Annotated in this window: 17 protein-coding genes; 4 read left to right on the forward strand and 13 right to left on the reverse strand. The window is 52.9% G+C overall.

Annotated elements, in window-relative coordinates:
- Positions 1-8: 8 nt before the first annotated feature.
- Positions 9-1,904 carry a DUF4231 domain-containing protein gene (locus tag KJY73_RS12390; protein WP_214344042.1) on the forward strand — a complete coding sequence of 632 codons (1,896 nt, stop codon included), beginning with the start codon at positions 9-11 and terminating at the stop codon, positions 1,902-1,904.
- An 80-nt stretch (positions 1,905-1,984) separates the two neighbouring features.
- On the opposite strand, the gene KJY73_RS12395 is transcribed toward KJY73_RS12390, so the two are convergent.
- Genes KJY73_RS12395 through KJY73_RS12415 form a run of 5 tightly spaced genes read right to left on the reverse strand, consistent with a single transcriptional unit; the run spans position 1,985 to position 9,649 of the window.
- The gene (locus tag KJY73_RS12395; RefSeq protein ID WP_214344043.1) at positions 1,985-3,238 is read right to left on the reverse strand and encodes a dipeptidase; all 1,254 of its coding nucleotides are present in this window, start codon (positions 3,236-3,238) and stop codon (positions 1,985-1,987) included.
- A 9-nt stretch (positions 3,239-3,247) separates the two neighbouring features.
- Positions 3,248-4,342 carry a serine hydrolase domain-containing protein gene (locus KJY73_RS12400; protein ID WP_214344044.1) on the reverse strand — a complete coding sequence of 365 codons (1,095 nt, stop codon included), beginning with the start codon at positions 4,340-4,342 and terminating at the stop codon, positions 3,248-3,250.
- Positions 4,339-5,532: a MalY/PatB family protein gene (locus tag KJY73_RS12405; RefSeq protein WP_214344045.1), complete on the reverse strand. Its 1,194-nt coding sequence runs from the start codon at positions 5,530-5,532 to the stop codon at positions 4,339-4,341. The genes KJY73_RS12400 and KJY73_RS12405 overlap by 4 nt, the downstream gene beginning before the upstream one ends.
- On the reverse strand, positions 5,529-6,932 hold the full coding sequence (locus KJY73_RS12410; RefSeq protein WP_214344046.1) for a Na+/H+ antiporter NhaC family protein: 1,404 nt from the start codon (positions 6,930-6,932) through the stop codon (positions 5,529-5,531). The genes KJY73_RS12405 and KJY73_RS12410 overlap by 4 nt, the downstream gene beginning before the upstream one ends.
- Before the next feature lie 56 nt (positions 6,933-6,988).
- Positions 6,989-9,649: a TonB-dependent receptor plug domain-containing protein gene (locus KJY73_RS12415; protein ID WP_214344047.1), complete on the reverse strand. Its 2,661-nt coding sequence runs from the start codon at positions 9,647-9,649 to the stop codon at positions 6,989-6,991.
- A 205-nt stretch (positions 9,650-9,854) separates the two neighbouring features.
- Between KJY73_RS12415 and KJY73_RS12420 the strand changes: the two genes are divergently transcribed.
- The gene (locus KJY73_RS12420) at positions 9,855-11,252 is read left to right on the forward strand and encodes a Na+/H+ antiporter NhaC family protein (RefSeq protein ID WP_214344048.1); all 1,398 of its coding nucleotides are present in this window, start codon (positions 9,855-9,857) and stop codon (positions 11,250-11,252) included.
- Positions 11,253-11,285: 33 nt separating this feature from the next.
- A complete protein-coding gene (locus KJY73_RS12425) occupies positions 11,286-11,969 on the forward strand; it encodes a response regulator (protein WP_214344049.1) in 684 nt (227 codons plus the stop codon).
- A 69-nt stretch (positions 11,970-12,038) separates the two neighbouring features.
- Here the strand turns inward: KJY73_RS12425 and KJY73_RS12430 are convergent, their stop codons facing one another.
- The 6 genes from KJY73_RS12430 to KJY73_RS12455 form a co-directional block, all read right to left on the reverse strand.
- Complete coding sequence (locus KJY73_RS12430) at positions 12,039-13,208, reverse strand: porin (RefSeq protein WP_214344050.1); 1,170 nt, start codon at positions 13,206-13,208, stop codon at positions 12,039-12,041.
- A 137-nt stretch (positions 13,209-13,345) separates the two neighbouring features.
- Entirely contained in the window at positions 13,346-14,395 is a 1,050-nt protein-coding gene (locus tag KJY73_RS12435; RefSeq protein ID WP_214344051.1) for a cyclase family protein, read from the reverse strand.
- Positions 14,396-14,465: 70 nt separating this feature from the next.
- The gene (locus KJY73_RS12440) at positions 14,466-15,917 is read right to left on the reverse strand and encodes an NAD-dependent succinate-semialdehyde dehydrogenase (RefSeq protein WP_214344052.1); all 1,452 of its coding nucleotides are present in this window, start codon (positions 15,915-15,917) and stop codon (positions 14,466-14,468) included.
- On the reverse strand, positions 15,914-17,290 hold the full coding sequence (locus KJY73_RS12445; protein ID WP_214344053.1) for a sigma-54 interaction domain-containing protein: 1,377 nt from the start codon (positions 17,288-17,290) through the stop codon (positions 15,914-15,916). The genes KJY73_RS12440 and KJY73_RS12445 overlap by 4 nt, the downstream gene beginning before the upstream one ends.
- Positions 17,277-18,671: a hypothetical protein gene (locus KJY73_RS12450; RefSeq protein WP_214344054.1), complete on the reverse strand. Its 1,395-nt coding sequence runs from the start codon at positions 18,669-18,671 to the stop codon at positions 17,277-17,279. The genes KJY73_RS12445 and KJY73_RS12450 overlap by 14 nt, the downstream gene beginning before the upstream one ends.
- Before the next feature lie 17 nt (positions 18,672-18,688).
- Positions 18,689-19,834: an iron-containing alcohol dehydrogenase gene (locus KJY73_RS12455; protein ID WP_214344055.1), complete on the reverse strand. Its 1,146-nt coding sequence runs from the start codon at positions 19,832-19,834 to the stop codon at positions 18,689-18,691.
- A gap of 412 nt (positions 19,835-20,246) precedes the next feature.
- On the opposite strand from KJY73_RS12455, the gene KJY73_RS12460 reads away from it, so the two are divergent.
- Positions 20,247-20,942, forward strand: coding sequence for an HAD family hydrolase (locus tag KJY73_RS12460; RefSeq protein ID WP_214344056.1), 696 nt, complete (start codon positions 20,247-20,249; stop codon positions 20,940-20,942).
- Between the two features lie 24 nt (positions 20,943-20,966).
- On the opposite strand, the gene KJY73_RS12465 is transcribed toward KJY73_RS12460, so the two are convergent.
- Both KJY73_RS12465 and KJY73_RS12470 read right to left on the reverse strand, forming a co-directional pair.
- Positions 20,967-22,277, reverse strand: a complete 1,311-nt coding sequence (locus tag KJY73_RS12465) for a DUF5690 family protein (protein WP_214344057.1) — start codon at positions 22,275-22,277, stop codon at positions 20,967-20,969.
- Between the two features lie 204 nt (positions 22,278-22,481).
- Positions 22,482-25,007 (reverse strand): choice-of-anchor D domain-containing protein, encoded by a 2,526-nt coding sequence (locus KJY73_RS12470; RefSeq protein ID WP_214344058.1) that lies wholly within the window; start codon positions 25,005-25,007, stop codon positions 22,482-22,484.
- Positions 25,008-25,145 lie beyond the last annotated feature (138 nt).

A 25,145-nucleotide genomic window follows, 5' to 3' on the forward strand; every position in this document is an offset into this window, starting at 1 on the left:
ATCATTGTATGCCCTTGTTGATTGGCATTACTGGCCACCGCAATGCCTTGCTGCGCGATGCCAGCGGTAAGGCCGATGACAACCAGATAGTTCAGGCCATTATGACTGCGCTTAAACACTGGCGGGCACAAGTGGGTGAGCAAACCCCCATCTGGCTGCTGACCGGCATGGCGGCCGGGCCGGATTTACTTGCCATTGATGCTCTGGAAGCGTTGATGGAAGGCGAGCCGGACTGGTATACGGGTAATTGCGATGTGATTCCGGTTTTGCCTATGCCCAAGGAGCACTTTCGGGCGGATTTCGCCGACGTTGAGCCTGCCTGGCGAACCAAATATGACTATTACATTAACAAGTACGATGAAAATCATATTGTTACCGCGGCAAATATGTCAGATGAGGCGCTGCAAAGGGCCTACACCGATTTGAGCTATGGCGAGAGCCGAGCTCAGTTGTACCTCAACCAAGGGGCATTTTTAAGCCGTTACACCAATGTGTTGCTGACGCTATGGGATGGCAAAGACAGCGATAAAGTTGGCGGTACGGCCGATGTGGTTAAGCTCAAGTGCGGCATACCCGGTGTTTCCACCGATAGGGTGCATCCTGGTTTGCACCCGGTCGGGTATTTTGATGGCCTGCCGGGGGGCGTACTACAGCACATTTTGGTTGAACGTACAGCAGAAAATCCCGCTTTGGATTTGACCTCTGGCCTGCAGCACCTGAACCCGGATGCCGAGGAACAAGCGCCGGTTTACCTTAGCCATAGCCATCCTCCTGCAGAAGCTTCACCTTTAACCTTGAGCCTCAGGGAGGAATTTATCGCGCTGGTGCGACAGTTGAAACAGTTCAATGGTGAGAGAATGCAAGGCGACTGTGCTAATGACAAACTGCTGGAACAGGGGCTGGACGGGCGCTGTGGTATTTTCTCCAAGGCCGACAAGGTGGCGATTAAGGCGCAAAGCCGTTACCGCTCGCAGCTCTTGTTCTTTATGGCCTTTGCCTTTTTAGGTCTGCTAGCCTACGAAACCGTGTCTAACTTGCTTAATACCCTTGGCGGACTGCTTGTCATAGGTGCTGTTTTAGCCGTGGTTTTGTCCTCCTTTATTATTATTCTTGGGGCCAAAATGGCCCGACTGAAATGGCGTTATCAGCTGAATCGCATGGTGGCCGAATCCCTGCGCTTGCGCGGTTACTTGAATCTTGCTGATGTGCCGCCGTCTTTACCGCCCATGATTCCCCGGCGCTATCGCAGCAGTTTTCCGCTGGTTAGCCAGGCCAACGCCCTGGGCGAGATGGTCTGGTGGAAAAAACGCGAGACCTTCCAAATGAGCTATCAAGGCAATCTTGGTCATGTGAAAGAACAGTGGATAGGCGGTCAGGCCAGTTATCTGGACAGTAAATTGCAAACCACGCGCCAAAGTAAAATTCACTGGATTAACAAACAGCCGAAACTGGCCATGCAGATTTTCAATCGCACTTCTTATCAACTCTTTATTGCCGCCGTGATACTGGGGGCCGTGATGTTGCTGGTGCATGGCTGGCTGTTGTGGCAATACCCGCTGGAAGCCTATGCGCACAACATTAACCGCTGCGAACTCAATCAATTGTCCAATGGTTTCTTACCCTGGTTATGGTGTGAATGGGACACAGGTGTGATGCTGACCGTGCAGTTTCTGGTGATGCTCGGCGGTGTGATTGCCCTGTGGGTGGAACTGGCTAACTATCGCTCGGCGAGCGCGGGTTTCGCACATATGCAGGTATTTTATGAACGGGCACGGTTTTTATTGGCGCAGAATCTGACGAAAGCGCAGACCGATAAACTACTGACTGAGCTGGCCAGAGAAGCAATGCAGGAGCATGCTGAATGGAATTTGTCGGAGTCAGAAAGTGACCTGGCAAGGCGCTAGCGGCTTGCCAGGTGATCACAGGGGAGCTGTATATGAAGGTGCCACTTTCCATCAGTTCTTATTGTTGCATGTGTCTGGGCTTAGGGAAGTGACAACTCCCGTTGTATTTTGGCGGCGACTTTTTCAACTTCTGCCATCACTCTTAAGGTGTTTTCTCCCCAGAGTTTGGCAATGTCTTTTTTTGAGTAGCCCCGGCGCAGCAACTCGGTTGTGACATTCTGGCTTTCATCTGCCGCATTCCAGCCCTGCACACCACCACCGCCGCCAAAGTCGGAAGCAATGCCAATATGCTCGATGCCGGCAATTTTTACTGCATGATCAATATGGTCAACAAAGTCCTGAATATTTACTGCCGGCCATTTGCTTCTGACTTCCTGTTCAATACGTTGGTGGTATTGCTGGTAAAGCTCGGCGGGCAAGAAGGGAATGTCCTTGTACCCTTGCATGCCCACTTCCCGGCGGATCTTGCCGATAGTTGCCCACATTTCATCGGGCTGATTGAGCAGGAACTCGTCTACGGCTACTATCTGGGCCACGCCACCATTGCGCCGAATGGCCCGTAGCTGTTCGTCGTCAAGATTGCGGGCATGTTGGTTAACAGACTTAACTCCGGAGTGTGAGGCAATAACTGGCGCTCTGGACAATGCCACGGCCTGCATCATGGTGGACTTGGCTGTATGTGAGACATCGACCATCATACCCAGACGGTTCATTTCACTGATGGCCGCTTTACCCAGGTTGCTGAGGCCGCCATGCTCGTTAGCTTGGTCCTGCAATGGTCTGGATGGATTGGAACTATCCCCCAAATCATTGTGGCCATAGTGGGTTAATGTCATATACCTGGCGCCCAGCTTGAAGTAGTCCTCCAGTAACGACAGGTCTTTGCCTATGGCATAGCCGTTTTCAATGCCGATTAAGGCAACTTTCTTTCCGGCTTTGTGAATATCCCTGACATCCTGAGCGGTGCGGGCCAGGGCAATTTTATCACTGTTGTTATCTACCATGCGATGGATGGCTTTAAACAAGTGCCGGGCTTTGGCCTTGGTTTGCTCGTAATTCCAGGTGTCACGGGGCTGCTGGGCGACAAACACAATAAAAAATGCCGCATCCAGCCCACCTTGTTGCATCTTCACCAGGTCCACCTGATGCAGTTGCCTCTTGGCCGGATCAACCAGCAAGGTGGCATAGTTAGGGGGAATATCCACATGAGTATCAATGGTCAGCAGACTTTGATGAAAACTTTGCATATCGGCCAGCGGTGCTTTGGCGGCCAGGCTGTGAGCCGCTGCCGCACTGAGGGATGCGGCAATCATGAGTTTGTTATGGCGCTTCATGTTCAAACCTCACAGTGATGCTTTAACAATGGCAACAAGATTGTCCGCCAACTCATGGTAGGGGCTATGTGCCGTGTTGGTGAGAAATACGATGCCAATATTCAGCTCTGGAACCAGTGCGGCATAGGCTTTAAAACCGTCATTGCCACCGTGGTAGATGACCAGTTGACCGTCTTGTTCCTTGCGATGCCAGCTCAGGCCAACATTGTCGAATTTGCCCAATGCCGGGGCAAACATGGCGTTCACAGCGGCAGGGCTAAGTAGTTGTCGGCCGTTTAACTGCCCTTTGTTCAGATACATCTGCAGGTACTTAATCATGTCGTCCTGATTGGAGATCATGGTGGAGCTCGGCCCATGTGCACGGTTGTAAGGATAGATATCGTGCACCGCGTTCTTGCCGTCTTTTTTGTGATGCAGCGAGTTCAGTTCACTGAAGTCGGCATCACGGATAAGCAAGGTGCTGCTGTTCATTTCCAAGGGTTTGAGGATGTGTTGGTGCACATAGTCTTCGAAGGTCATGCCGGACGCTTTGGCGATAACGTCGCCCAGTAGTTCATAGCCGGTGTTGCAGTACTGATACTTAGTGCTGGGCGCTTCGGTAAGGAATTTATGCGAGATAAAATCCCGAACAAAACGTTCAAGGGCACCATCGTCATATTCCTTGTGATGCCAGGGATCGCTGTCGAAATCAGGCATGCCGGAAATATGGCTGGCAAACTGGCGGATGGTCAGGTCTTTATAGCGTCCGTCCACCAGTTTGAAGTAAGGCACAACTGTGGTGACAGGCGCATCCAGGTCAAGCTTGCCCTGCTCATGCAGTTGCATCAGTGCGGCACCGACAAAGGTTTTGGTTACCGAGGCAATATGGAACAATGACGTTGAGGTGACCGGCTCCTGGGTGTAGATGTTTTTTACCCCAAAAGCGCCGCGATACAATACGTCGTCGGCACTGACCACAGCAAGGTTGAAACCCACCACGTCTTTGCTCATTACCGCCGTTTCTATGTAGTTATCCAGCTTCTTTTTCAGGTCACTTTGCTTATTTGCTGCCTGCAGCGACGAAATACACAACAGACAGGCGAGTAGGGTGGTTATTTTTCTCATTTTGATGATTCCCGGGCTAAGGTTAAGGCCGCCACAATTTGGCTTAGCGCTTGTTGTAACAAGTGAGTGGAACAGGCCAGGTTGACTCTGAAAAAGCCCTCATAGGCCTGCCCAAATTCGGTTCCTTCGTACAGTGCAACCTTGGCTTCTTCCAAAAGAATGCGTTTTAACTTTGCATGAGCAATGCCCAAGGGGCGTAGATCCAGCCAGGCTAGGTAGGTTGCCTGCGCACGGCTGATGCCGATCTGTGGCAAGGCGCGCTGCAGCTCCTTTCTGAGCAGGCGATGGTTGTCGTTGATATAGGCCATCACTGCATTCAGCCAGGGGGCACCACAGCGGTAGGCTGTTTCGGCGGCCAGTGCGTTCAGCGGCGGATCCAGGTTGAGCTGGGAAATATCCATATGGGCTTTAAACTTGGCTTTTATCTCGGCGCTGTCGGTGATCAGGGTGCACTGCGGCAGGCCGGCCAGATTAAAGGTTTTGCAGGGTGAAATTACTGTTACTGCGGGGATTTGATACCGGCGCGCTATCTTCCCAAAGTGAGTGTGCTGCTGCCCGGGCAGCAGCAGGTCAGCATGCACTTCGTCACTGATCACAGTGATCTGCTGCTGCCGGCAAATCTCCGCCAGCGTGCTTAGCTCTTCTTCGCTCCAGACCCGGCCGGTTGGATTATGTGGGCTGCACAAAATAAGTAGCTTGGTCTTATCGCTCAGGGCTTCTTTGAGCTGCTCAAAGTCAAAGCGATAGTCGTTGCCGTCCTGAATCAGCGGGTTTTCCAACACCTTGCGTCCGTTGCCGCTAATGACATTAACCAGCGGTGTATAAGCCGGCATTTGTACCACAATTTCGTCGCCCGGCTGGCTCAACAGGGTTACCAGAGTATTGATAGCCTGGATGGGACCGGGCGGACAAAACAGCATATCGGCTTCATTCACCGACCAGCCATGGCGCTGTTGCAGCCAGTCGCGAATGGCACGGACGTAACTGCTACTGCGTTTGGCATAGCCAAGTACTCTGTGTTCGAGGCGCTGAGTTAGTGCACCGATGACTTCATCCGGGCAGGGGAAGTCCATATCGGCCACCCACAAGGGGATCAGATCGTCATGGCCGAAGGTTTCCTTGCAGCCGTCCCATTTGTAATTGTCAGTACCGCGCCGGTTGGGCGGATTGTTTAGTCGGTCAATGTTCATATGGCTAAGTACAGTAAGCTGGTAAGTAGGGCGATGAGCAGGGCATAGGGAAGCTGAGTGATCACATGGTCCATATGGTCACTGCCGGCTCCTGCTGATGAGAGTACCGAGGTATCCGACACCGGCGAGGCGTGGTCGCCGAATATGCCGCCTCCGGCAACGGCCGCCACGGTTTGATAAACCAACGGCGTAACGTCATTGCCTGAAAAGCTGTATGCCAGTGGCAGCGCGATAGGGATCATCAAGGCATAAGAGCCCCAACTGGTGCCCGTGCAAAAAGAGATAAAGGCGGTAATCAGGAACGTCAGTGCGACTAAAAAGCCTGGGGTCATAAAGTCGCTGGTAACAGCAATCACATAGTCAGCGGCCCCTAAGCTCTTAGTCACGGCGTTGATACTATACGCCAGAGCGATAATCAAAATGGCGGGAATCACCGCTTTCATGCCTTCGGTGCAAATGTGCACCAGTTGATCGATGCTTTGAATGTGCTTAGTGACAAACAGACTGATTGCCAGATAGCTGACCGCCAGCATAAAAGCTTCAACAATGTAAATTTTCTGCACCCATACATAGCTGATGATAGCGGTGCCAAAAAGCAGCAGCACCGGCACCAGTAAATGCCACAGTAGTGACGCATTACCTTGCTGGGCGCTGACAATCTGCTCGCCTTCAGTGTCAATCAGTGGGGTAGCTCCCTCGCGCAGCAGGGCTCCGGTTGTTTTAGCCCGGTGTTCGGCCTTTTTCATCGGCCCAAAATCGGGCAGCAGCTTAAGGCAAATCAGCAAGGTAAAGAGCACCAGCAGTATTGGATAGAAGTTATAGGGGATGGCGTTAATGTAGATATCCATTGCCTCGGCCGTGCTCTCTACCGGCCCCCCCTGGGCGATAATCAACGCCACAATGTACGCCGCCCACGCGGTGAAAGGCACCAGAATGCATACCGAGGCGGTGGTTGAATCGAGAATAAAGGCCAGTTTTTCTCTGGGAATATTTGCCTTGTCGGTAAGCGGTCGCATGACCGCCCCTGTCATGAGTGGGCTGAAATAGTCGTCCAGAATGAAGAACCCCATTCCCCAGGTGGTTACAGCCGTGCGTCTTTGCGACTGACCTTTGCGTGCCAATCGGTTGGCAAACAGCGCGATAGCGCCAGAACGCTTCAGTAATGAAAACAGCATACCTATCAGGCAGATAATCAAGGTAATCTTGATAAAGTCGCCGTTACCTAAGGTGGTTTGAAATAGCTGACTCGTTCCCTGAGCCGGATTGGTGCCCAACATCACAACACCAACCACTACCCCTGCCAGCAAAGCAAACGCCGCCGACTTGGTCGTAAAGGCGATAATCAGCGCCACGGCCAAAGGGATAAGTGACCATATTCCCCAGTCCATCGTTTGTTCCATTGAATACTCCATTGAATAGCACAAGCTGCCCGGGTGGGCAGCTCAAGTGCGCAGGGTTAGAAGCTGTAGTTGAGCTTTGAATAGATGTAACGTCCTTCAAAGCCGAACCCCGTGCTGTAACGGAAGGATTCAATCCGATCCCATACCGAGCAACCGTTTGCCGGGCACTCAGGGTTGTCCTTCTTGGGGTATTGGTCGAACAGGTTCATGGCGCCGAATGACAGGCTCAGGCCGTTGTCAAAGCGGTAGGTCAAGTCCAGGTCATAAACCATGGCAGCCTGATACTGACGCTCGTTTCCCTGAATCTGCAAGGGCTGAAGTTCGGCACCGTAGCGCGTGCCAATAAAGCTGACGCTCAGGTTGTCATATTGCCAGATCATGCTGCCATTGAATTTGTGCGGCGGATTGGCTTTTTCGACACTGTTCACCCGCTCCGGGTCGGCATCGAACAACATCAGCGGATTGCCGTCATCGTCCACTTTGCCTTTCAGCGCATCAGGTACGTCCTTGATGTTTTTGATGTCCAGTTTGTTGTAGTTGTATACCGCGCCAAACTGGAAGGTACCGAAATTTTCGGTAGGCACATCATAGGTCAGCACCATATCAAAACCTGTGACCTCCTGATCGTATAGGTTGGCCTGATACTGGAAGTGACTGGCGCGGGTGGTCAGACCGGCATCGGCAATGATTTGCTCAACATCATGACCGCTGAGGAAGCGGGTACGGCGAATCATATCTTCGATGTCGATACGGTAGAAATCCAACGACAACTCCATACCGGATATGGGCATAGAGGCAAAGCCCACAGACAAGTTGGTGGACTTAGTCGGCTCCAGGGTATCGGCCCCCAGCGCCTGCGCAACCGGATGGGTGGTGGAGAACAGGCTGACATCAAACAGGTTGCCGTCGGCAATCTCTGTGTTGGTGGACTGGGTGTAGTTTTGCACTAGTGAAGGGGCCATAAAACCGGTGCTTAGCGCAGCCCGAACGTTGAACCAATCGGTAATGGTGTAACGGGTGGCCAGTTTACCTGTCAGGGTAGAGCCAAAATCACTGTAGTTTTCATAACGAACCGCCGTCGCCAGGTTCCAGTCGTCGGTCATATCCATGTCCAGGTCGACGTAGGTACCAAAGCTGTTACGTTTACCAACCACGGCATTTTCGGGGCTAAAGCCAGGCAAGACCTGTGAACCCCCCGGATAGGAATACTGGTGCAGCGGATTGCCATTATCATCCAGGATCAGCTCTCCGTTGCCATCGGTCTGAAATATCGGATTGCCATCGTCATCAATGTCGTAGCGGGTGTGCCAGGATTGCATCTCACCGGCTTCAATTTCAAAACGCTCATTACGGTAGGTGGCACCAAAGGCAACGTTCAGGTCTTTTTGCCACAAGGCATTCTCGACCAACTTAGTGGTATTGGCCGTAACGTACCAGTCCCGCTGTTTTTGTACGCCGTTAAACAGGGTGGTTTTGCTGTCGGTGCCGTACGAGCGGTTAAGGGTGTTTTTGATGAAGGTGGTCACGTCACTGACGCCGTAGTAGACGCTCAAGTCGGTTTCCCAGCCATTGATGTCACCACGCACCCCGTTATTCACGAAGTAGTCGATAATTTCCACCGCGATATGCGGGGTATAGCCTAACGGGTAGATCTCCGGCACGTTGCGGCTGTCATTGGGGCGACGGGTGTAACCCCAGCTCAGGCTGTCCTGGTTGTAATATTTGCCTGTGCTGAAGAAATTAAAATTCTCATTAATCGGCATTTCGGCGTTGTAAAGAAAGCTGTAGTTGTCCAGTTCAGACTGGCCATAGCGCATACGATAGCGCTCAACGGTTTCTTCTCTGGGGTCAAAGATAAGTTCGCCGGTGTTCGGATCCTCGATTTTGTTAAACATCTGGCGGGCGTCAAAGCCACCCCGGTTGCTGGGGTCCTGCTGCTTCAGCGATAGGCTGAGGTTTAGGAAACCGTCTTCGAACAAACTCATGCCATAGTTGGCATCTATGGTGGTAGTGCGACCGTCGCGTTTTTCCACTTCGCTGCCAGTGCCGATGAACTCCAACTGGCCGGTTTCATTGTTGGCATTAACACTTTGCAGGTCTTCAAGCCCTTCCACACTGGTGTAATACATGCCATGGCTGACACGAACCTGACCGCCCTCGTCCGCGTCCTGCAATTCAAAGTTAATTACACCACCAATGGCGTCAGCACCGTATTGAGCGGCCGCACCGTCTCTAAGTACCTCTACCCGTTTGATGGCCAGGGCCGGAATGGTGTCCAGATTAACGCCGTTGGTGCCGCCAGCCTGACCCCAAATTGACATCATGGCGCTCGGGTGGTGGCGCTGTTTATTCAGTAATACTAAAGACATGCCGGGAGGCAGGCCACGCATGGTAATAGGCCGCTGGTGATCCAGGGTGTCGGTACCTGTGGATTTTCTGAAGTTGATACTGGGTACTACTCGCTCCAGCATGCTGTTGGTGTCTGTGTATCCAGATAATCTGAGCTTTTCGCCGCCAATAACATCCACGGGCACGTTACTTTCTATCTGTGTGCGGCCTTTTACCCGAGAACCGATAATCACGATTTGTTCAGCGTCTTCGTTGTTTTGCGCTGCATTACTATCCGACTCCTGCGCCAATAGGGCGGTGCCGGGTAATGTGCTGAACGATATGGCGATCACCAGCGCCAGTTTGCTTGGTTTGAATGACCTTTTCATTTTTCCCCCACGACGTTGCTGTTTGTCTTGTTTTCGTCTGTTTGTTTTTTCGACGTAAATAGTAATAACAGATAAAATTATCATTGTGAACTAAATGGTTTAAATGGATTAAATGTTGTGTAAGTTTCATAAAGGGAACAAAGGAGTTTACTTGGCCGGTGAAGTTGGCTAGCGTAGCGGCAGAGTATTTAAGTCAGTTGCGTTGATGAGCATCGAACCTGGAATTTGGTCAATTCTGCCCTTTGTCGTGGCTATCAGTTGTGCGTTTATCACCCGCGCGGTGATTATGTCGCTGGTGGCCGGTATTGTGGTTGGTGCGCTACAGTTGGGCTTAACCCCGGTTAAGGGCTTTAGTTATGTTTTTCAGGAATCACTGGCGAACAAAGAGTTTATCTGGCTTTGCATTGTGGTTGTGCTGATCAGTCTGCTTTTCGAGCTACTCAAAAAAACCGGCGTAGTGGCGGAAATTGCCTACAAGCTCAGTCGGCGGCTGTCTAATAAAACTCAGGCAACCAGCGCCGCCTGGGTGATGGGCATGGCCATCATTGATGATTATTTCAGTCCGCTGTTGACCGGCACTATTATGCGACCAGTCACAGACAAGCTGATGATATCCCGAGAAAAGCTTGCCTATATTGTGGATGCAACCGCGTCATCTGTGTGCATTTTGGTGCCATTTACCGCGTGGGGCGGTTATATCGCCTCCTTGCTAATGATCGACGGCAGTCCAATAACCTCCATTGAGCAGGGGTTGTCAGTCTTTACCCATAGCATCTTCTATAACTATTACGCGTTGTTGATTATTAGCTTTACCTTGCTGATTTGCCTTAATCTGATCCCGGATTTTGGCCCTATGAAAGCGGCCGAGTTACGTGCATCAATCAAAAAGCAGGTAGTCAATCCGCATACCCTGAATGCCAAATCCATGCCGGTAGAAGAGATTGAATCAGGCTGGACAACCAGCACCTCTTTAACGGCGAACCTGGCGGTGCCCTTGCTACTGATGGTGAGCGTGGCCTTTGTAGGGGCCAGTGTGTTTGAGCAAAACTGGGTGTTGGATGCGTTGCTGGTGGCGGTCATTTACCTGTACATCAGCATGGCGGTCAGAGGGCAACTGAAAAGCTTTGTTGAGGCCGGGACCATCACCAATAAGGCCATTACCCTGATTACGCCAACGGTCATTATGATCGCGCTGGCGCATTGTCTGAACTTTATTAGTCTGGAATTGGGGGCGGCGGATTATCTCAAGGCCATCCTGATTGATGTGGTGAGTTTTGAAACGCTGCCGGTGTTTGCCTTTTTGCTGGCCGGTGTTATTGCATTCTCCACTGGCTCCAGTTGGGGAACCTATGCCGTTCTGTTTCCGTTATTTTTACCCCTGGTGCATCAGTTGAATGACCAGCAGATCACCGACATGACCTATGTGGTGGTGGCGGCGATTGTAGGCGGTGGGGTGTTTGGAGACCACGCTTCGCCCGTATCTGATACGTCAATGCTTGCGTCGGTGGGAGCTGGCTGTGAACATATAGACCATATTGTTACTCAGCTACCTTATGCATTGTTAGTTGCGACTATTTCCGCTGTCTTTTATGCCTTTTACTAATGGGCATGAGGCGCAGGAAAGAGAGGAGGCCAATTGAAAAGAGTACTAATTCTGGAAACAGACAGCCGTGTGGCTCAGCTTAAGAAGCGCTTTGTGGATGACATTCAGGGGTTTGAGACGGTGGCCATTGCAGAGACAGTGCATGAGGCGAAGACCAGTGTTGAAATACTTGAACCCGACCTTGTCATCATGGACGTTAAGCTGCAGCAGGAAGATGGCATTCCATTTATCCATTGGGTTAGAGCGCAGGCGCTGGATATCGATTTTATCGTGGTATCGGCAGCCCAGTCGGCCGACTGTGTAAAAACGCTGATTCGACTGGGGGTGATGGACTTTATTCTGAAGCCCATGCCCTTTTCTCGTCTGCAAAAGAGCCTGCAAGCTTATCAACAACGTGATATTGGCCTGCAAAGAACCCAGTTGGATCAGCAGGAGTACTTTGATCTGGTGTTCCACAGTATTGCCGTCTGTGCCGAAGGGAATGTGCTGCCTCTGCCTAAAGGCATTGATGAGATGACCTTGCAATCGGTTCGTCAGGCATTGACCCAGCATTCTGATACCTTTTACAACGTCGATGAGTTCGGCTCGTTCACCGGTTTGAGTCGCACCACCATGCGCCGTTATCTGGACTATCTGGTGGAGCTTAAAGAAATGGATGTGAAGAATATTCACGGCTCCATTGGTCGTCCTGAGCGAAAATACTGTTTTAAGGTTTGATGGGCAAAGGTAGGTTACTGGCGCGCAAAAGAGCAGACGGCGTAGTTTTACGCCGTCATGCTGCAGCCATCAGAAGCTGGTCATTACGCCAACGCTGAAGGCGGTATTGTCCAGTTCATCACCCAAGTGATTTTGCGCCTGCACATCTGAGATTTCCACCGCCAGGGTAAACAGATCCAAAACCGGGTGATACACGCCGAATGTCGCCTTGGTTTGATCTTTAACCTGTACCAGACTGTCGTTGGCGGTTAAGTCGACGCTGGAACGACCATAGTTAATCCCCACTTTGGTTTTGCCGAACAGGTGGGTAGCCTGGGCAAACCAGCCATCACTGTCCCGCGCCTCACCCGTGGCATCCGCAGCGTCAATTAACAGGCCATAGTAGCCCATGCCCTTGGCGGTGAAACCGGACAGCACCAGGTGAGTGTTGCCCAAATCGAACGCCGCCGTAACGTCGATAGCCGACGCCGTGTAGCCGTTTTGCGGGAGATCGACATCCTGGCTGATAAAGGTGGTGGAGATATAGCCTTTTTCTGCGTTGTAGCGCAATTTGCCGTGAATACCCGGGCGGCTGGAGCCAGTGTCGCCCACGTAACCGTTACCACCGAATGAAACTAAATCCAACGGCTGGTAAATACCCACTACTGCATCAATGCCGCTTTCACTCTGGTAGCTATAGGTGATTTGCGACAATCTGTCGGTAAAAATATAGCCATAACCGGCACCACCCAAACTGGTGTTCAGCGGCGAGGTAACACTGGCTGGCGCACCCACACCACCCAGCGACATATCTTCCAGCACGATATCAATGCCGAACACCCCATAGTCGCGCCCGGCTTTTAAGGTGCCGTATTCGGCATTACCGACGGTAAAAAATGCGCGGTAGGCTTTGTTATCGCCACTGCCGTTAAACGCGGTGTTATCGGTATTACCGGGTTCGATGGCCAGGGTGGCCTTAAGATCCCAGCCGTTTTTTGAGGTGCCCGCGCTGAAACTAAAGCTGGCCGGGCTATAGCCATTTGATACCGAGCTGGCGTCGTCGCCCTGGCAAAGCAGGGCATTACCGGCCACCGTATTACCACTGTCATCACAGCTCACATACAAGGCGTGAGTGTTGACAAAACCGTTGAAGTTAAATGTCCAGTCGCCCTGAGTAATTTCAACCGCTTGGGCGGGAGTGGCAAGATAAGCGGCCGTTGCTGCAGCCAATGCAGTGAAGCGTAATTGTGTTTTTTTCATTGTCTTTTTCCACTTGTGTCTTGTGCCCGGCATGGGATGCCGGGCCGATAAAGGGGTATTTCAGACACAGCGATCCCGTCACGCCTTCTGAAAGTGAAGGCGCTGCGTAGTTTGCAGAAAACGGGAGCGGTGTGTGGTTAGCGGATCGCCAGTGGGTTAACCGGTGAGCCTGTGCCGCCTTCCATTTTCAGTGGCGTGGCGGAGAAGAAGAAGCTGTATTGGCCGTCTTTGGCACTGGCTTCGGCAATATCGTCCAACCAGTACAATTCGGTCAGCACCACACCCAAATCGCGGATCAATGCACCGTGCAGCGGGATAACATAGTCCTTGCCGTCAATCTTCTGGAATGACTTCTCAACCGCTAGGTTGTCAGACGCGATAACCGGAATTTCCATATCGTCAATCCATTTGATCAGATCCTTGCCGTAACACAGGCCTGGCTCGGTTAAGGCTGACCAGTTTTTGGCATCTTCTTTGTCATAGAAGCGGCCCATGGAGCCGGTACGGATCACCAGAATATCGCGCTTCTCTACCTTGGTTTTCTGGCGCTTTTCAGCAGCTTTCAGATCCGCCAGGGTCACGCATTCATTGGGGGCCAGACGGTGATTCTTATCACCTTTAAGGCGGCCAATGTCCAGCAGAATACCGCGGCCGACTATGCCTTCATCACCCAGTTCGGAAATGCTGACAAAGCTGTGCCCATGTACTGTGGTATCGGAAGATTTACCGTTATATACCTTATCGTCATACCAGGCATGTCCCAGGGCATCCACGTGCGTGGTGCCTTGCAGGTACATAAAGACCGCATCGTCTGAATACTTCATGCCACCGGCCAGTGGGGCTGATTTGTCCGCTGAGTACAGACCTTCATCCTGAGACATAAAGTGCATCACGGGAACACGGCCAGGGAAGACCGGGCCGACACCGTGGATCATGGGCAACTGTAGAGTGAACTTGGTACCTTGTTTAGCCGCCGCCAAGCCACGTTTTACCTGGGCTGCATCAAGGTAGTTGAGGGCACCAATCTGGTCTTCTTTACCCCATTTACCCCAGTTATTAGGCATGTCCTTTTGAATACTTGCCATTGGGCTTTCCTGCGCAATGGTCTGCGTGGCGGTGGCACCAAGCAGTGTGAAACCGACAATCGAGGCGATAGTGCCAAGTGCACGGGTGTGGATGTTGAACATGTTTTTCTCCTGTTGTTATTAATTCTCTGCCCGCTTCTGTGAGCTTAGGCAGGGAGCATCCGGTAGGGTGTTATTGGCGTTTAATGCCGTAACACTGGTACTTCATTTCCAGATATTCTTCGATGCCGACATGGGCACCTTCGCGTCCAAGTCCGCTGGCTTTCACCCCACCAAAAGGAGCGTTGGCAGCAGAAATTACGCCGGTATTGATCCCCACCATGCCGCTTTCAATTTGTTCTACCACACGTTGTACGCGGTGCAGATTGTCTGAAAACAAGTAGGCAGCGAGACCAAATGGGGTGTCATTGGCGTAGCCAATAACCTGTTGTTCGGTACTAAAAGAGATAAGCGGCAGCAGCGGGCCAAATGTTTCTTCACAGGCACATTGCGCTGTGGGCGGAACCTCCGCTAATACGGTTGGCTTGTACCAGTTATGTTGTTCCGACAAGCGTTCACCACCGCACAGCAAGGTAGCACCAGCGCTCAGCGCATCAGCCACATGGGCTTCCACTTTAGCAACGGCGGCCGCATCGATAAGGGGGCCAATCTGTGTGTCAGGCGCTAGGCCATCGCCCAGGCGCAGTTGTGAAACTTGCTCGACTAACTGAGCGGTGAAGGCCGGCATCAGGTCTTCCTGCACATACACCCGGTTGGGTGATATGCAGGTTTGTCCGGCGTTTCTGAACTTGGCTTTTATCAGTTCGGCTACCGCCAGTTCCACATCGGCATCGTCGAAGACGATAAAGGGCGCATTGCCGCCGAGCTCCAGCGACAGGCGTTTTACGTCTTTGGCACACTGCGCCATTAACAACGAACCGATGCGGGTGGAGCCGGTAAAACTCAATTTTCTGACGATAGGATTGGCGGTGAATGCTTCACCTATAGTGCGGGCATCACCGGTAACAATCTGCAGTACCCCGGCAGGGATACCGGCCCGGCAGGCCAGTTCGCCCAGAGCCAGGGCGGTCAGCGGGGTCTGCTGGGCCGGTTTAACCAGCATGCTGCAACCGGCGGCCAGGGCCGGTGCAACTTTTCGGGTGATCATGGCGGCCGGGAAATTCCAGGGAGTAATGGCGGCGCAGACGCCTACCGGCTCCCTGCTGACAATAATACGTTGCTGCGCATTGGCGGCAGGCAGCACTTCGCCTTGAATGCGCATGGTTTCTTCGGCAAACCATTCCACATAGCTGGCGGCATAGGCAATCTCGCCTTTGGCCTCACTCAGGGGTTTACCCTGCTCTGAGGTCATGATCAGCGCCAGTTCATCCTGATGGGCCATGATCAGGGCATACCAGGCTTTGAGCAGTGCGCCGCGCTGAGCCGGTGACAATGCCCGCCAGCTGAGCATGGCCTGCTGGGCATGGACTATGGCTTCATTCACCTGCGCTGCGGATAAATCAGGCACCTGGGCGATAACGTCGCCGCTGGCCGGATTGGTCACCGGCATGCTGTGGTCGGCGCTTGTCCACTGGCCATTGATAAGACAATGCTGTTTAAAAATCTCTAGCTCGGTTAACTTCACGATGATGCCTTGTTCGTCACTTGGAAAGCCTGGCGCTTTTTCACCAGGGTGGATTGATTGATCCCCAGTGCCGCTGCCGCCGCCCGGGTGGTACCGTATTGCGCCAGGGCCGACTCAATCAGACGGTGTTCCAGTGCGGCCACCTGATCTTTGAGGCCGCCGCCCATATGTTCGTTGGGGGATACGTTTAAGAAACGCAGTTCCGCTGGCAGATCCTGCACCTGAATTTCTTCCTCTCTGGTGCTGATCGCCAGGCGCTCAGCCAGGTTGATCAGCTCGCGGATATTGCCCGGCCATTCATACTGCATCAGCAGTTCGGTGGCTTCCGGGCTAAGCTGGCGCGAACACTGATACTGCTCGCAGAACTGCGCCAGATAATGGTTAAACAGGGGCAGGATTTCCTCCTGTCTGTGTCTGAGTGGTGGCAGGGTTAGCGGCATCACACTGATGCGGTAGAACAAATCTTCCCTAAAACGACCTTGCTGTGTGGCCGCCGCCAGGTCATGGTGGGTGGCCGTGATCATTCTGATGTTGGTGGATTTCAGCTTAGTGCCGCCGATGGGTAGGTATTTATTGTCTTCGATGACCTTGAGCAACTTAGCTTGCAAGGCCAAGGGCAAATCGCCGATTTCGTCCAGAAACAAGGTGCCGCCGTTGGCCACTTCCAATAAGCCGGCTTTGCCTTTAGTGGAGGCACCGGTAAAGGCACCTGGCACATAACCAAAGAGTTCGGCCTCAATCAGGCCTTCCGGCATCGCCGCACAATTCAGGGCGATAAAGGGGTTATCTGCCCTGTCACTTTGCTGGTGGATATAGCGGGCAAGCTGGGTTTTACCTGTGCCGGTTTCGCCCTGAATCAATATCTTGACCTGAGTTGGGGCAATGCGCTTGGCCAGGGCGTAACATTCCTGGGTTTTCTTGCCGACCAGCAAGCCGTTTTGCTGGCCGGTTTCGGGTAACTCATTGGCATATTGCTCAAAGCGACTGAGCAATTGTTCCAGTTGTTCTTCGGCATGTTTGGCTCTGAGCAGTTCGGTCACATCGCGCACGTTGGTGACGACCAGCTCAATACGTCCCTGATCGTCAAACATGGGGTTACCACTGACCAGGATCTTGCGATCGCCCATAATGGTCTGCACCAAGGTGACAGGCTGACGCTCGCGGATCACTTCCAGGCTGGCCGACTTGGAAATATAGCCCTGCTGCACCAGTTCACTCATGTGCTTGCCGACTATCTTGTGGCGCTGCAATCCGGTAATACGTTCATAGGCCTGATTGATGGTCAGGGTCAGACCTTCACCATTGGTGATATAGACACCGTCCTGCAGGGCGTCGAGTACCGGCTGCAGTGCATCGACATCAAAGCGCGTCATGCTGGTTATCCTTATACTGTTGATCTTTTACAAAAGTGCGGTCCACTTCACCGCGAAACGCATCCCGGCCGTAGATAAGGACGACCAGCGCCAGTCCCACGGCGAATGCCCAGGCCGCGCCTTTTACGGTCAGTACGGCGGCAATGACTCCTGCTATGCCCAAGTCTCGCTGACTGCGGGATTCCATAATGCCGATTCGCACACTAACAAAGCCTTGAATCAGCAGTGTCAGGGCCAGGGCCACCCCCAGTATGGGCTGCACCAGACTGACGATGGGCAGCAACAACAGGCCGGTATTGGTGCCCCAGCGGAAAGAGCCGGAGCCGCCAAAGATACTCTGCATGGCTTGCTTGCCCTGCTTATAGCGCTCAACTGTCACCACATGCATGGCGGCCCATAGTGGGCCACACATCACTACGTCCGGTCCGAATATGCTCATAAACAGGTTGCGACCACCGAAGATCAGATGTGAACGGTTAGGGTTGTAGTCAATTTTCTCGTCCTGACGAACCTCATCCGCTTCTTTCAAAATAGCTTTGGTTTGCAGTACATCGCCGAACACCACGATATAGGTGGCCAGCACGGTAGGCAGTGCGGTCAGGAACATGCTAAGCGGTGGTAAACCTACCCCGAATACCGTGTACTGGTTCCACATCAGGGCAAAATCCGGCTGGGTGAAACCCCACTCCACATTGGGCCAGGGCGCTTCATTGACCAGCGGTGCCACAATGACCGCCAGAATAATGATCGGGAAGACGCCGAGCTTACCTACGGTGGCCCAGATATGACCGCGCTGGCGCAAACGGGCAAAGTGACCGGAGAAAATCAGATAAAAGGCCACCCCCACCGCGATACTGATGGTGATAGGGTAGCTATCAAAGCGACCGCCTTCTTTGAACACCACCGCCACCGCAGCCAGCCCTGCACCAATAATGATGCCGGATTTGATGGCATGAGGGATGAGATGCACAACCCTGGCGGCCATACCGGTTTTACCCAGTAATATCACCAACAGTCCCAGCATCATCTGAAAGGCAATCAGCGCGTGCACTCTGTCGGTGCCGGGATCAAAGGCTTCCACATAAGCCATCAGCAGCGGAATGGCCGGGGTGATCCAACCTGGAATGACCGGGTCACCAAGCAGGTGGTGCAGCAGGTACAACAAGCCGTTTAGCATCACTATGGCCAGCGCGGCCTCGAATGGCATACCCAGAATTTCCGTCATCAGCGGAATGGCGGCCAAGTCCACCGCACACATCAGCAGGCCCTGCAAATAATCCGGCAACTCCAATCGGTAGTGGACAAAAGGCAGGCGGATCTTAAACGGGCCGAAGCCAAAATACGGGGCTTCCTGGCTGACTGAGGGTTGGTTGCTGCTCATGCTTTTACTCATTGTTATTAGTAGGCGGCGCGGTAAATGCGCTCAATATCTGACTCACTCAGGGCGCGCGGGTTATTGCTTAGTAAGCGTGTCACTTTGCTGGCTTCTCTGGCTAACAAGGGAATGTCATTTTCCTGAATCGAGAATTCACGCAAGCGCGCCGGTATTTCGACTTCGCGGCACAAGGTGGTAATGGCATCCACCACGCTTTGGCCGATTTCCTGCTGGCTGCGACCGTGGCTGGGTAAGCCAATTGCGGCAGCGATATCGGTAAAACGCTCCCGGCTGGCCATCAGATTCCATTGCAGCACATGGGGTAACATCACCGCGTTGCTCAGCCCGTGTGACAAGTGGTAGCGCCCGCCAAGTGGATAGGCCAGGGCATGCACCGCCCCTACACCGGCATTACCAAATGCTAAACCTGCCAGCAAACTGCCGGTGGCCATATGTTCCCTGGCCTGGATGTTGTCGCCCCTGGCATAGGCTTTGGGCAGAGCGGGGTAGATCAGTTGCATGGCTTTAATCGCCAGTGCATCAGTCACCGCATTGGCATGCACCGACAAGTAAGACTCAATGGCATGCACCAGCGCATCGATGCCACTAGCCGCCGTTACCGATTTAGGACAGCTTAGGGTCATCTCCGGGGAGACAATGGCCACATCCGGCAGCAAATAATCACTGACGATGCCCTTTTTTAACTGCTCTGCCGGGTCCGACAAAATGGCAATGTTGGTCACCTCTGAGCCGGTACCGGCGGTGGTGGGAATGGCGATAAGCGGAATATGCCGACCTTTCACCTGGTCGGTGCCGAACAGGGAAGCAATATCTCCTTGTTGACTGGCTGCTACTGCCAGCACTTTAGCGCTGTCGATAGCGCTGCCACCGCCCACGGCAATAATGCCGTCAAAGGCATTGGCGTTGAATTCGGCCAGACAGTTTTCGATTACTTCGATTTCCGGCTCCGGGGGAATGTCTTTGTAAACCGCCACGTCTTTGTCGAGCTGGCAGAGAATATGCTCAAGGGCCCCCGATTGATAAACACCGGGGTCGGTGACAACAAAAGGTTTGCGAATGTTAAGTCGCAACAGCTCGTCCTTGAGCGACGCCGTTGCACCCTGGCCGGTAATCAGCCTGCCTGCAGATTTAAAATGGGATACTTGCATTACTCTCAATCAGTCGATGATATTTTTACCGTTGTTTAGCTAAGGCAACAATTGGGCCAGCTTTGTTAAAAACTTGTAACTTCAAATATTTCAGCAGGTTACGTTTTAACAGTAGATTAGCATTTGTTATCTTGATTTTTATTGGAATCAGATTGATTCCATAAGGAATCGGTTGTGTTGCATTATTGAACAACTAACTGGTAGTGCCGGTCATGGGGTTTAGGCAGGCATAGAACGATTAACTAACATTTACCTGATGATTACCTGTGATTACTTCAACTTGTCATATTTGCTTGTTTCAATAGCTGAGAAGTTAATAGGATTGTCCAATCTTAGGGGCGGCCATGGAGGAGCATGGTGACCGCAGGCCGAACGATAATGGCCAATCTAATGCGGTTTACTTGGGGAGTTGATGGCGAAGACCGTAGCATTTGACCTTGATGGCACATTGATTGGCACTGACAGCGCCCAGGCATGGCTGCAGTTCCTGATGAGGGAATCTGTTCCTGAAGCAGACCAGAGCTTTCATACCTGCAGGCAAATCATGCTGGGGTATGAGGCCGGCGTGATGGACATGCAGGCGTATATGCAGGCCTGGATGGCTCCCATCAGAGGGAAAAGGCCGGAACAGTTGCGCCCGCTGCTCGAGGTTTTCGTCGAGCAATGGATTGCCCCCGCCATTTTTACCGACGGCTTGAGGCAGCTAGAGCTGCACCACAAGCAAGGCGATCAGGTGCTGCTGATCTCTGCCAGCCCCACCTTGATTGTTGACCCCATAGCCAGGCTCATGGGCGTTGAACACCTAATAGGTATCGATGTGGCCTTACAGGACGGGGTGCTGACAGATTGCAGCATTTCCCCTTTTAGTTTCCGCGAAGGCAAGGTGGAGAAAATTAAGAAATGGCTGGCGCACCGAAGCCTCAGCGGCCTGGATGTTGCCTACTCAGACTCCATTAACGATGTGCCGATGCTGAGCTTTGCCACCCAAGGGGTTTGCGTCAATCCAGATCCCGGCTTAGCCGCGCTGGCTGCCAATAGAGCCTGGCCTACTTTGGTATGGCAGGCCACTTCAGGGGCTGTTAGACAGCCAAATTCGTCGCCAGGCTGACCTGTCCTCGCGTTTTGCTGATGATTATCCGGCGTTTTGTGTTGCAGGCACCTGCAGGGTGCGAGCCCCTAAGCGACGGTAGAAAAAATACGCCGAGCCAAACATCAGCAAGGTACCCACAATACTGATCAGGTAGGCGCTTTGTTGCAGGAAGTGCAACCAGCTCAGCTCGGGGTCCAGGAAATGCTTAAAGAGTAAAATACCCACTGTGCCCGCATAACCCATGGCATCGGCCAGGTAAATTAAAAAGCCGGCATTGGCTTTGTCATTTACGGCCGACAACAAACGGTCGAACAACAAACAATTGAAAGGCACATAGGCCAGATAGATGCCTGTGGTCAGCATAATCATCCACACATCCCCGGCCAGCCAGCGCGCCTGGTAGAGCAAGGTCGACAGGCCAATAGTGATAGTGCCCAGCACAATAAGCCCGTGGTTGGTCATCAGCGCCGTCAGGTTGTCTTTGACCAGCATCACCAGACTTATCAAACCCAGAATGATAAAGGAGGTCAGCAGGGCGGCTTTGGAAAAGATTCCCGGGGTATCACCAAAGCCCAAGCTGGCCCAAATCTCCGCGGCAAAATTATCACTAAAGTCCCGAATGCCGGTGAGTAACACGTAAGCCAAGATCAACAGCACCAGGCCTGGCATGTACTTATGGAAAAATCGCCAGCGGTCAGCGGATGTCATAGGCGGACGCAGGTTTCTGGCTTGAATATCCTGCTGGTTGGGCGGAGGGATCTGGGCCAGCAGGAATACCGAGATAAACAGCGGCAGGGTAAACAGCATACCTGTTAATGCTGGCATCCAGTATTCACTGATATTGAACTGCAACATCAGCCACTGTCCCACGGTTTTCACCACCCCGGAAGACACAATAAAGCTGATGCTTAACCCGGCGCCCAGTACCTCAGACACTCGCCGTCCTTCCAAAAAGCTGAATACCAGGCCCCAAATCATGCCAAGGGGCAAGCCGTTTAAAAATAAGCTCAGTAGCTTCCATTGCCCTGGTAGCACCGCAAACAGGACGAGCGCCAGTTCAGAGGCCATCACCAGTGCCAGGATAGCAAAGGCCCGTTTGCCGGGAGTCATCTCCGACACCACCTTGATACCGATAAATTTGGACAAGGCGTAACCCAGCACCTGAGACAAAATCAGCGCGGTTTTAAAGTCCACCGCATACTGCCAGCCATCCAGTTCGGTAAAGCTACCTACCGCGAAGGTTTTCCTGAACGCATACATGCAAAAGTACGTCATAAACGCGGCACTGGCCGCATAAACAACAAACCATAGGGTAGAGCAGCGTTGCAGCGCGTTTTGGATTTTCGACGGCATAGTCGTAACCAAAAAAAGGATTACTCCGCACGATACCGGACGAATATGACAGTTTGTTGGTCGCCGCTGACAGCTGATATCTATGGGCAAGGGCAATAGATGCGCCATAAACACCGGCGCGCAGCTCACTGAGCTGGAAGGGGAAATATATAAGGCCGGGCGAGGTGCGCCCGGCGCTGATTTACCGCAAGTGATTATCTCCGGCTAAGGACAGAAGCTGCGGATATTATGGGATTCCAGGGCGGCGGCGGCCCAACCGAATTCATCGTTATCACTGAAGTAATAATAGATGCTGTCGTTGGGCAGCAGCACTATGCTGATCCCGCCATAGCCGGACATAAAGGGCACATAGAGATCGCTGCACCCTGTGTCGGCAGACATGTCTTTGGCCCAGAAGCCGTTTTTGTATTTAAATCCGCTTGTCGGGGTCAGCCCACGGTCATTGCTGTTGCGTTGCAAGGCGGCGTTCAGTTCGTTGCTGTCCAGCATTTGCTGACCGTTCAGCATGCCGTTGTCAATGGACAGAAAACGCGCCAGTTTCACCGTGTCGTCAGCATTGTAACTCAGTCCCCAGCCAGCAAAGGGCTGCGCCACGCTGTCGTAGGTACGGCGGGTCGCCAGGCTCGACTGACCGACATTCAGTGGCTTCCACAATTCGTCACGCAGTATGTCCGCAAAAATATCCGCACTGCTGCCTTGTTGCTGCTTCACCATCGCCTGCATGACAGTACCGGCAATGTAGGTGTCTGAGGTGTGATACACCCAAGTGCTGCCTGGGGTGGCCTTGCGACTGTACTCACCACAGGCGTAACTAATTTTGCTGGCATGGTCTTCGGTCAGGAACAAGTCATTGGTATGGGTTGCTCCCTCGTCACTCATATAACCACTCAGGTTGTAGTTGCCGGTGGCCATATCCACGGCATTTTCCAGGCTGACATCCTGCCAGTTGCCGTTGCTGTTACAGGCGCCGATGAAACCGGCGATGTTTTGGTTCATCACGTTGCCGTATTTCTGTTCCAGGCGCATCATCGCCACACCGGCAAAATTGCTTTTGGCGGTGGAGTAGGACGGAACACGCAGCACCTCGCAATATGGATAGGCGCCCTGACGTGTCTGGCAGCCACCCAGATAATGGGTGCCGTCGATATACAAGCCATATAAGGTCATGTGCTGGCTGCTGATACTGCTGCTGAAATTCGCTACCTGCGTGCCGGGGTAATCAACCGCCAGGTCGCTGATGGGTTTAACCGGAATACGCGCGTTCACTTCGGCCTGATGGGCCAGTTTAATATTTTGTGCGTTAGCCACCGGTGTTGGTGTGTAGGTCGCCCCCAGTAACCCCCACATATCGGCCTTAAAATACAAGCAGGTTTCTGAGGCAATCTGATAGGCCACCTGGGTGATGCTGCCGTCATCTTTAAAGGCAAAGGTCATTACGCCATTGTGCATGCAGTTGGCATTTTTTTGCTGCAAAGAGAAAGGCAGAGCGGCGCGGGTATAGCCGTTATCAGCGTTTTCATTCCAGACCCGGCCCGGTTCCAAAATGTATTCCCATTCAGGATGGCTATTGGCCAGCATGCCACGTTCCACGGGCACCAGATGACTGCCGGTTTGCACAAAATGGTAATCAAATTCGGGCAGATGTTTGCGCGTGGTGTCGCCGCTGCCGGTGTAGCGGAAGCTGTCTTTCACTTCGTTAAATCCGCCGCGGGTGGCCTCGTTGGTAAGTACCAACCTACCTTCAAAGGTGTTGGTCGGTGCCGCCGCATTGGCAGGCAGCGCATAGGCAGAGAAGTTCACCATACTGCCCGGATCTGCCGCACTGCTTAAGGTGGTAAAACTCAGGTCGTTGCGACTGACATTGCCGTTGCCGCTGAGCGGGTCAAAATCGTCCACGCCGCCTGGGTTTTGTGACCCTGTGCCACTGGCCGCCAGGCTAACCACGGGCTGGTCACCGTCATTGCTGTTGATGAGCAACTGATCGCTTACCGCGCCAACCTGCGTCGGCGCAAATTGCACCTGGATCTGACACTGCTGGTTGGCTACCAGCGTGTTTTGCTGGCAATTGTCGGCCAGCACGCTAAAGGGCGACGTTGGATAGCTGATGGTGCCGATTAAGAGATCTGCATTGCCGTTGTTGCTAACCGTCAGCGTGCTGCTGCTGGTACTGTTGAGGGCTACCGACCCAAAGCTCAAACTGCCGCTGACAGCAATATCCGGGGCCGGTGTCAGCCCGCCTGCTGTGCCAGTGACTTGCACTTCATCGCCCCAGCAGTAGTCTCCGAGGTCATCCGCCTGAGAACGAAAACGTATTTGTAAGTTAGGGTTATTCTCCAGCGCCGCGCTGCTGAGACTGGCGGTATGAAAGCTTGCATCGTCCATTCCGTCGGTCAGCTCAATCAGACTGCTCCAGTTTTGCCCGCCGTCACTGGACAGCTCAGCAATACAGCGGTCGTTGTCATTGGCTTCCAGCGCCGTAGCCGCCATGCGCAGTTGTACGGTCACAGCCGAGTAGCCCTGAGTGCTGACCGTATGCCAGGCACTGGCCGTTTGCTTCAGGCGCAGGGCGTAATTGCCAATGGCCTGGGTACCTGATGTCGCCACATTGCCGGCGATGCTCCAACCGCTGGCAGTGTTGCTTTCAAATCCATCGTAAAAAATCACCTCGGCCTGCGTGGATGACATACAGGATGTCATCAGCAAGGCACTCAGAACGTGCGTGGTTTTCATGGTTATCACCTGTTAGTTGGCCGCAATGGTTCGGGTAAGTGCTTTGGATCTTGATGCGTTGTGCCAACGTTAGGTGGTTTTTTAATCGCAGGGTTAGTGCCACATTTACCCTGTCGATGGGACCAGATTGCGTAACAG

The organism is Bowmanella yangjiangensis, from assembly GCF_018531185.1.
GTDB classification, from domain to species: domain Bacteria; phylum Pseudomonadota; class Gammaproteobacteria; order Enterobacterales; family Alteromonadaceae; genus Bowmanella; species Bowmanella yangjiangensis.

Bases quoted from the DNA above. Each gene is read 5' to 3' on its own strand.
- KJY73_RS12390 (WP_214344042.1), top strand. From the start codon at position 9: ATGCCCTTGTTGATTGGCATTACTGGCCACCGCAATGCCTTGCTGCGC.
- KJY73_RS12395 (WP_214344043.1), bottom strand. From the start codon at position 3,238: ATGAAGCGCCATAACAAACTCATGATTGCCGCATCCCTCAGTGCGGCA.
- KJY73_RS12400 (WP_214344044.1), bottom strand. From the start codon at position 4,342: ATGAGAAAAATAACCACCCTACTCGCCTGTCTGTTGTGTATTTCGTCG.
- KJY73_RS12405 (WP_214344045.1), bottom strand. From the start codon at position 5,532: ATGAACATTGACCGACTAAACAATCCGCCCAACCGGCGCGGTACTGAC.
- KJY73_RS12410 (WP_214344046.1), bottom strand. From the start codon at position 6,932: ATGGAACAAACGATGGACTGGGGAATATGGTCACTTATCCCTTTGGCC.
- KJY73_RS12415 (WP_214344047.1), bottom strand. From the start codon at position 9,649: ATGAAAAGGTCATTCAAACCAAGCAAACTGGCGCTGGTGATCGCCATA.
- KJY73_RS12420 (WP_214344048.1), top strand. From the start codon at position 9,855: ATGAGCATCGAACCTGGAATTTGGTCAATTCTGCCCTTTGTCGTGGCT.
- KJY73_RS12430 (WP_214344050.1), bottom strand. From the start codon at position 13,208: ATGAAAAAAACACAATTACGCTTCACTGCATTGGCTGCAGCAACGGCC.
- KJY73_RS12435 (WP_214344051.1), bottom strand. From the start codon at position 14,395: ATGTTCAACATCCACACCCGTGCACTTGGCACTATCGCCTCGATTGTC.
- KJY73_RS12445 (WP_214344053.1), bottom strand. From the start codon at position 17,290: ATGACGCGCTTTGATGTCGATGCACTGCAGCCGGTACTCGACGCCCTG.
- KJY73_RS12450 (WP_214344054.1), bottom strand. From the start codon at position 18,671: ATGAGCAGCAACCAACCCTCAGTCAGCCAGGAAGCCCCGTATTTTGGC.
- KJY73_RS12455 (WP_214344055.1), bottom strand. From the start codon at position 19,834: ATGCAAGTATCCCATTTTAAATCTGCAGGCAGGCTGATTACCGGCCAG.
- KJY73_RS12460 (WP_214344056.1), top strand. From the start codon at position 20,247: ATGGCGAAGACCGTAGCATTTGACCTTGATGGCACATTGATTGGCACT.
- KJY73_RS12465 (WP_214344057.1), bottom strand. From the start codon at position 22,277: ATGCCGTCGAAAATCCAAAACGCGCTGCAACGCTGCTCTACCCTATGG.
- KJY73_RS12470 (WP_214344058.1), bottom strand. From the start codon at position 25,007: ATGAAAACCACGCACGTTCTGAGTGCCTTGCTGATGACATCCTGTATG.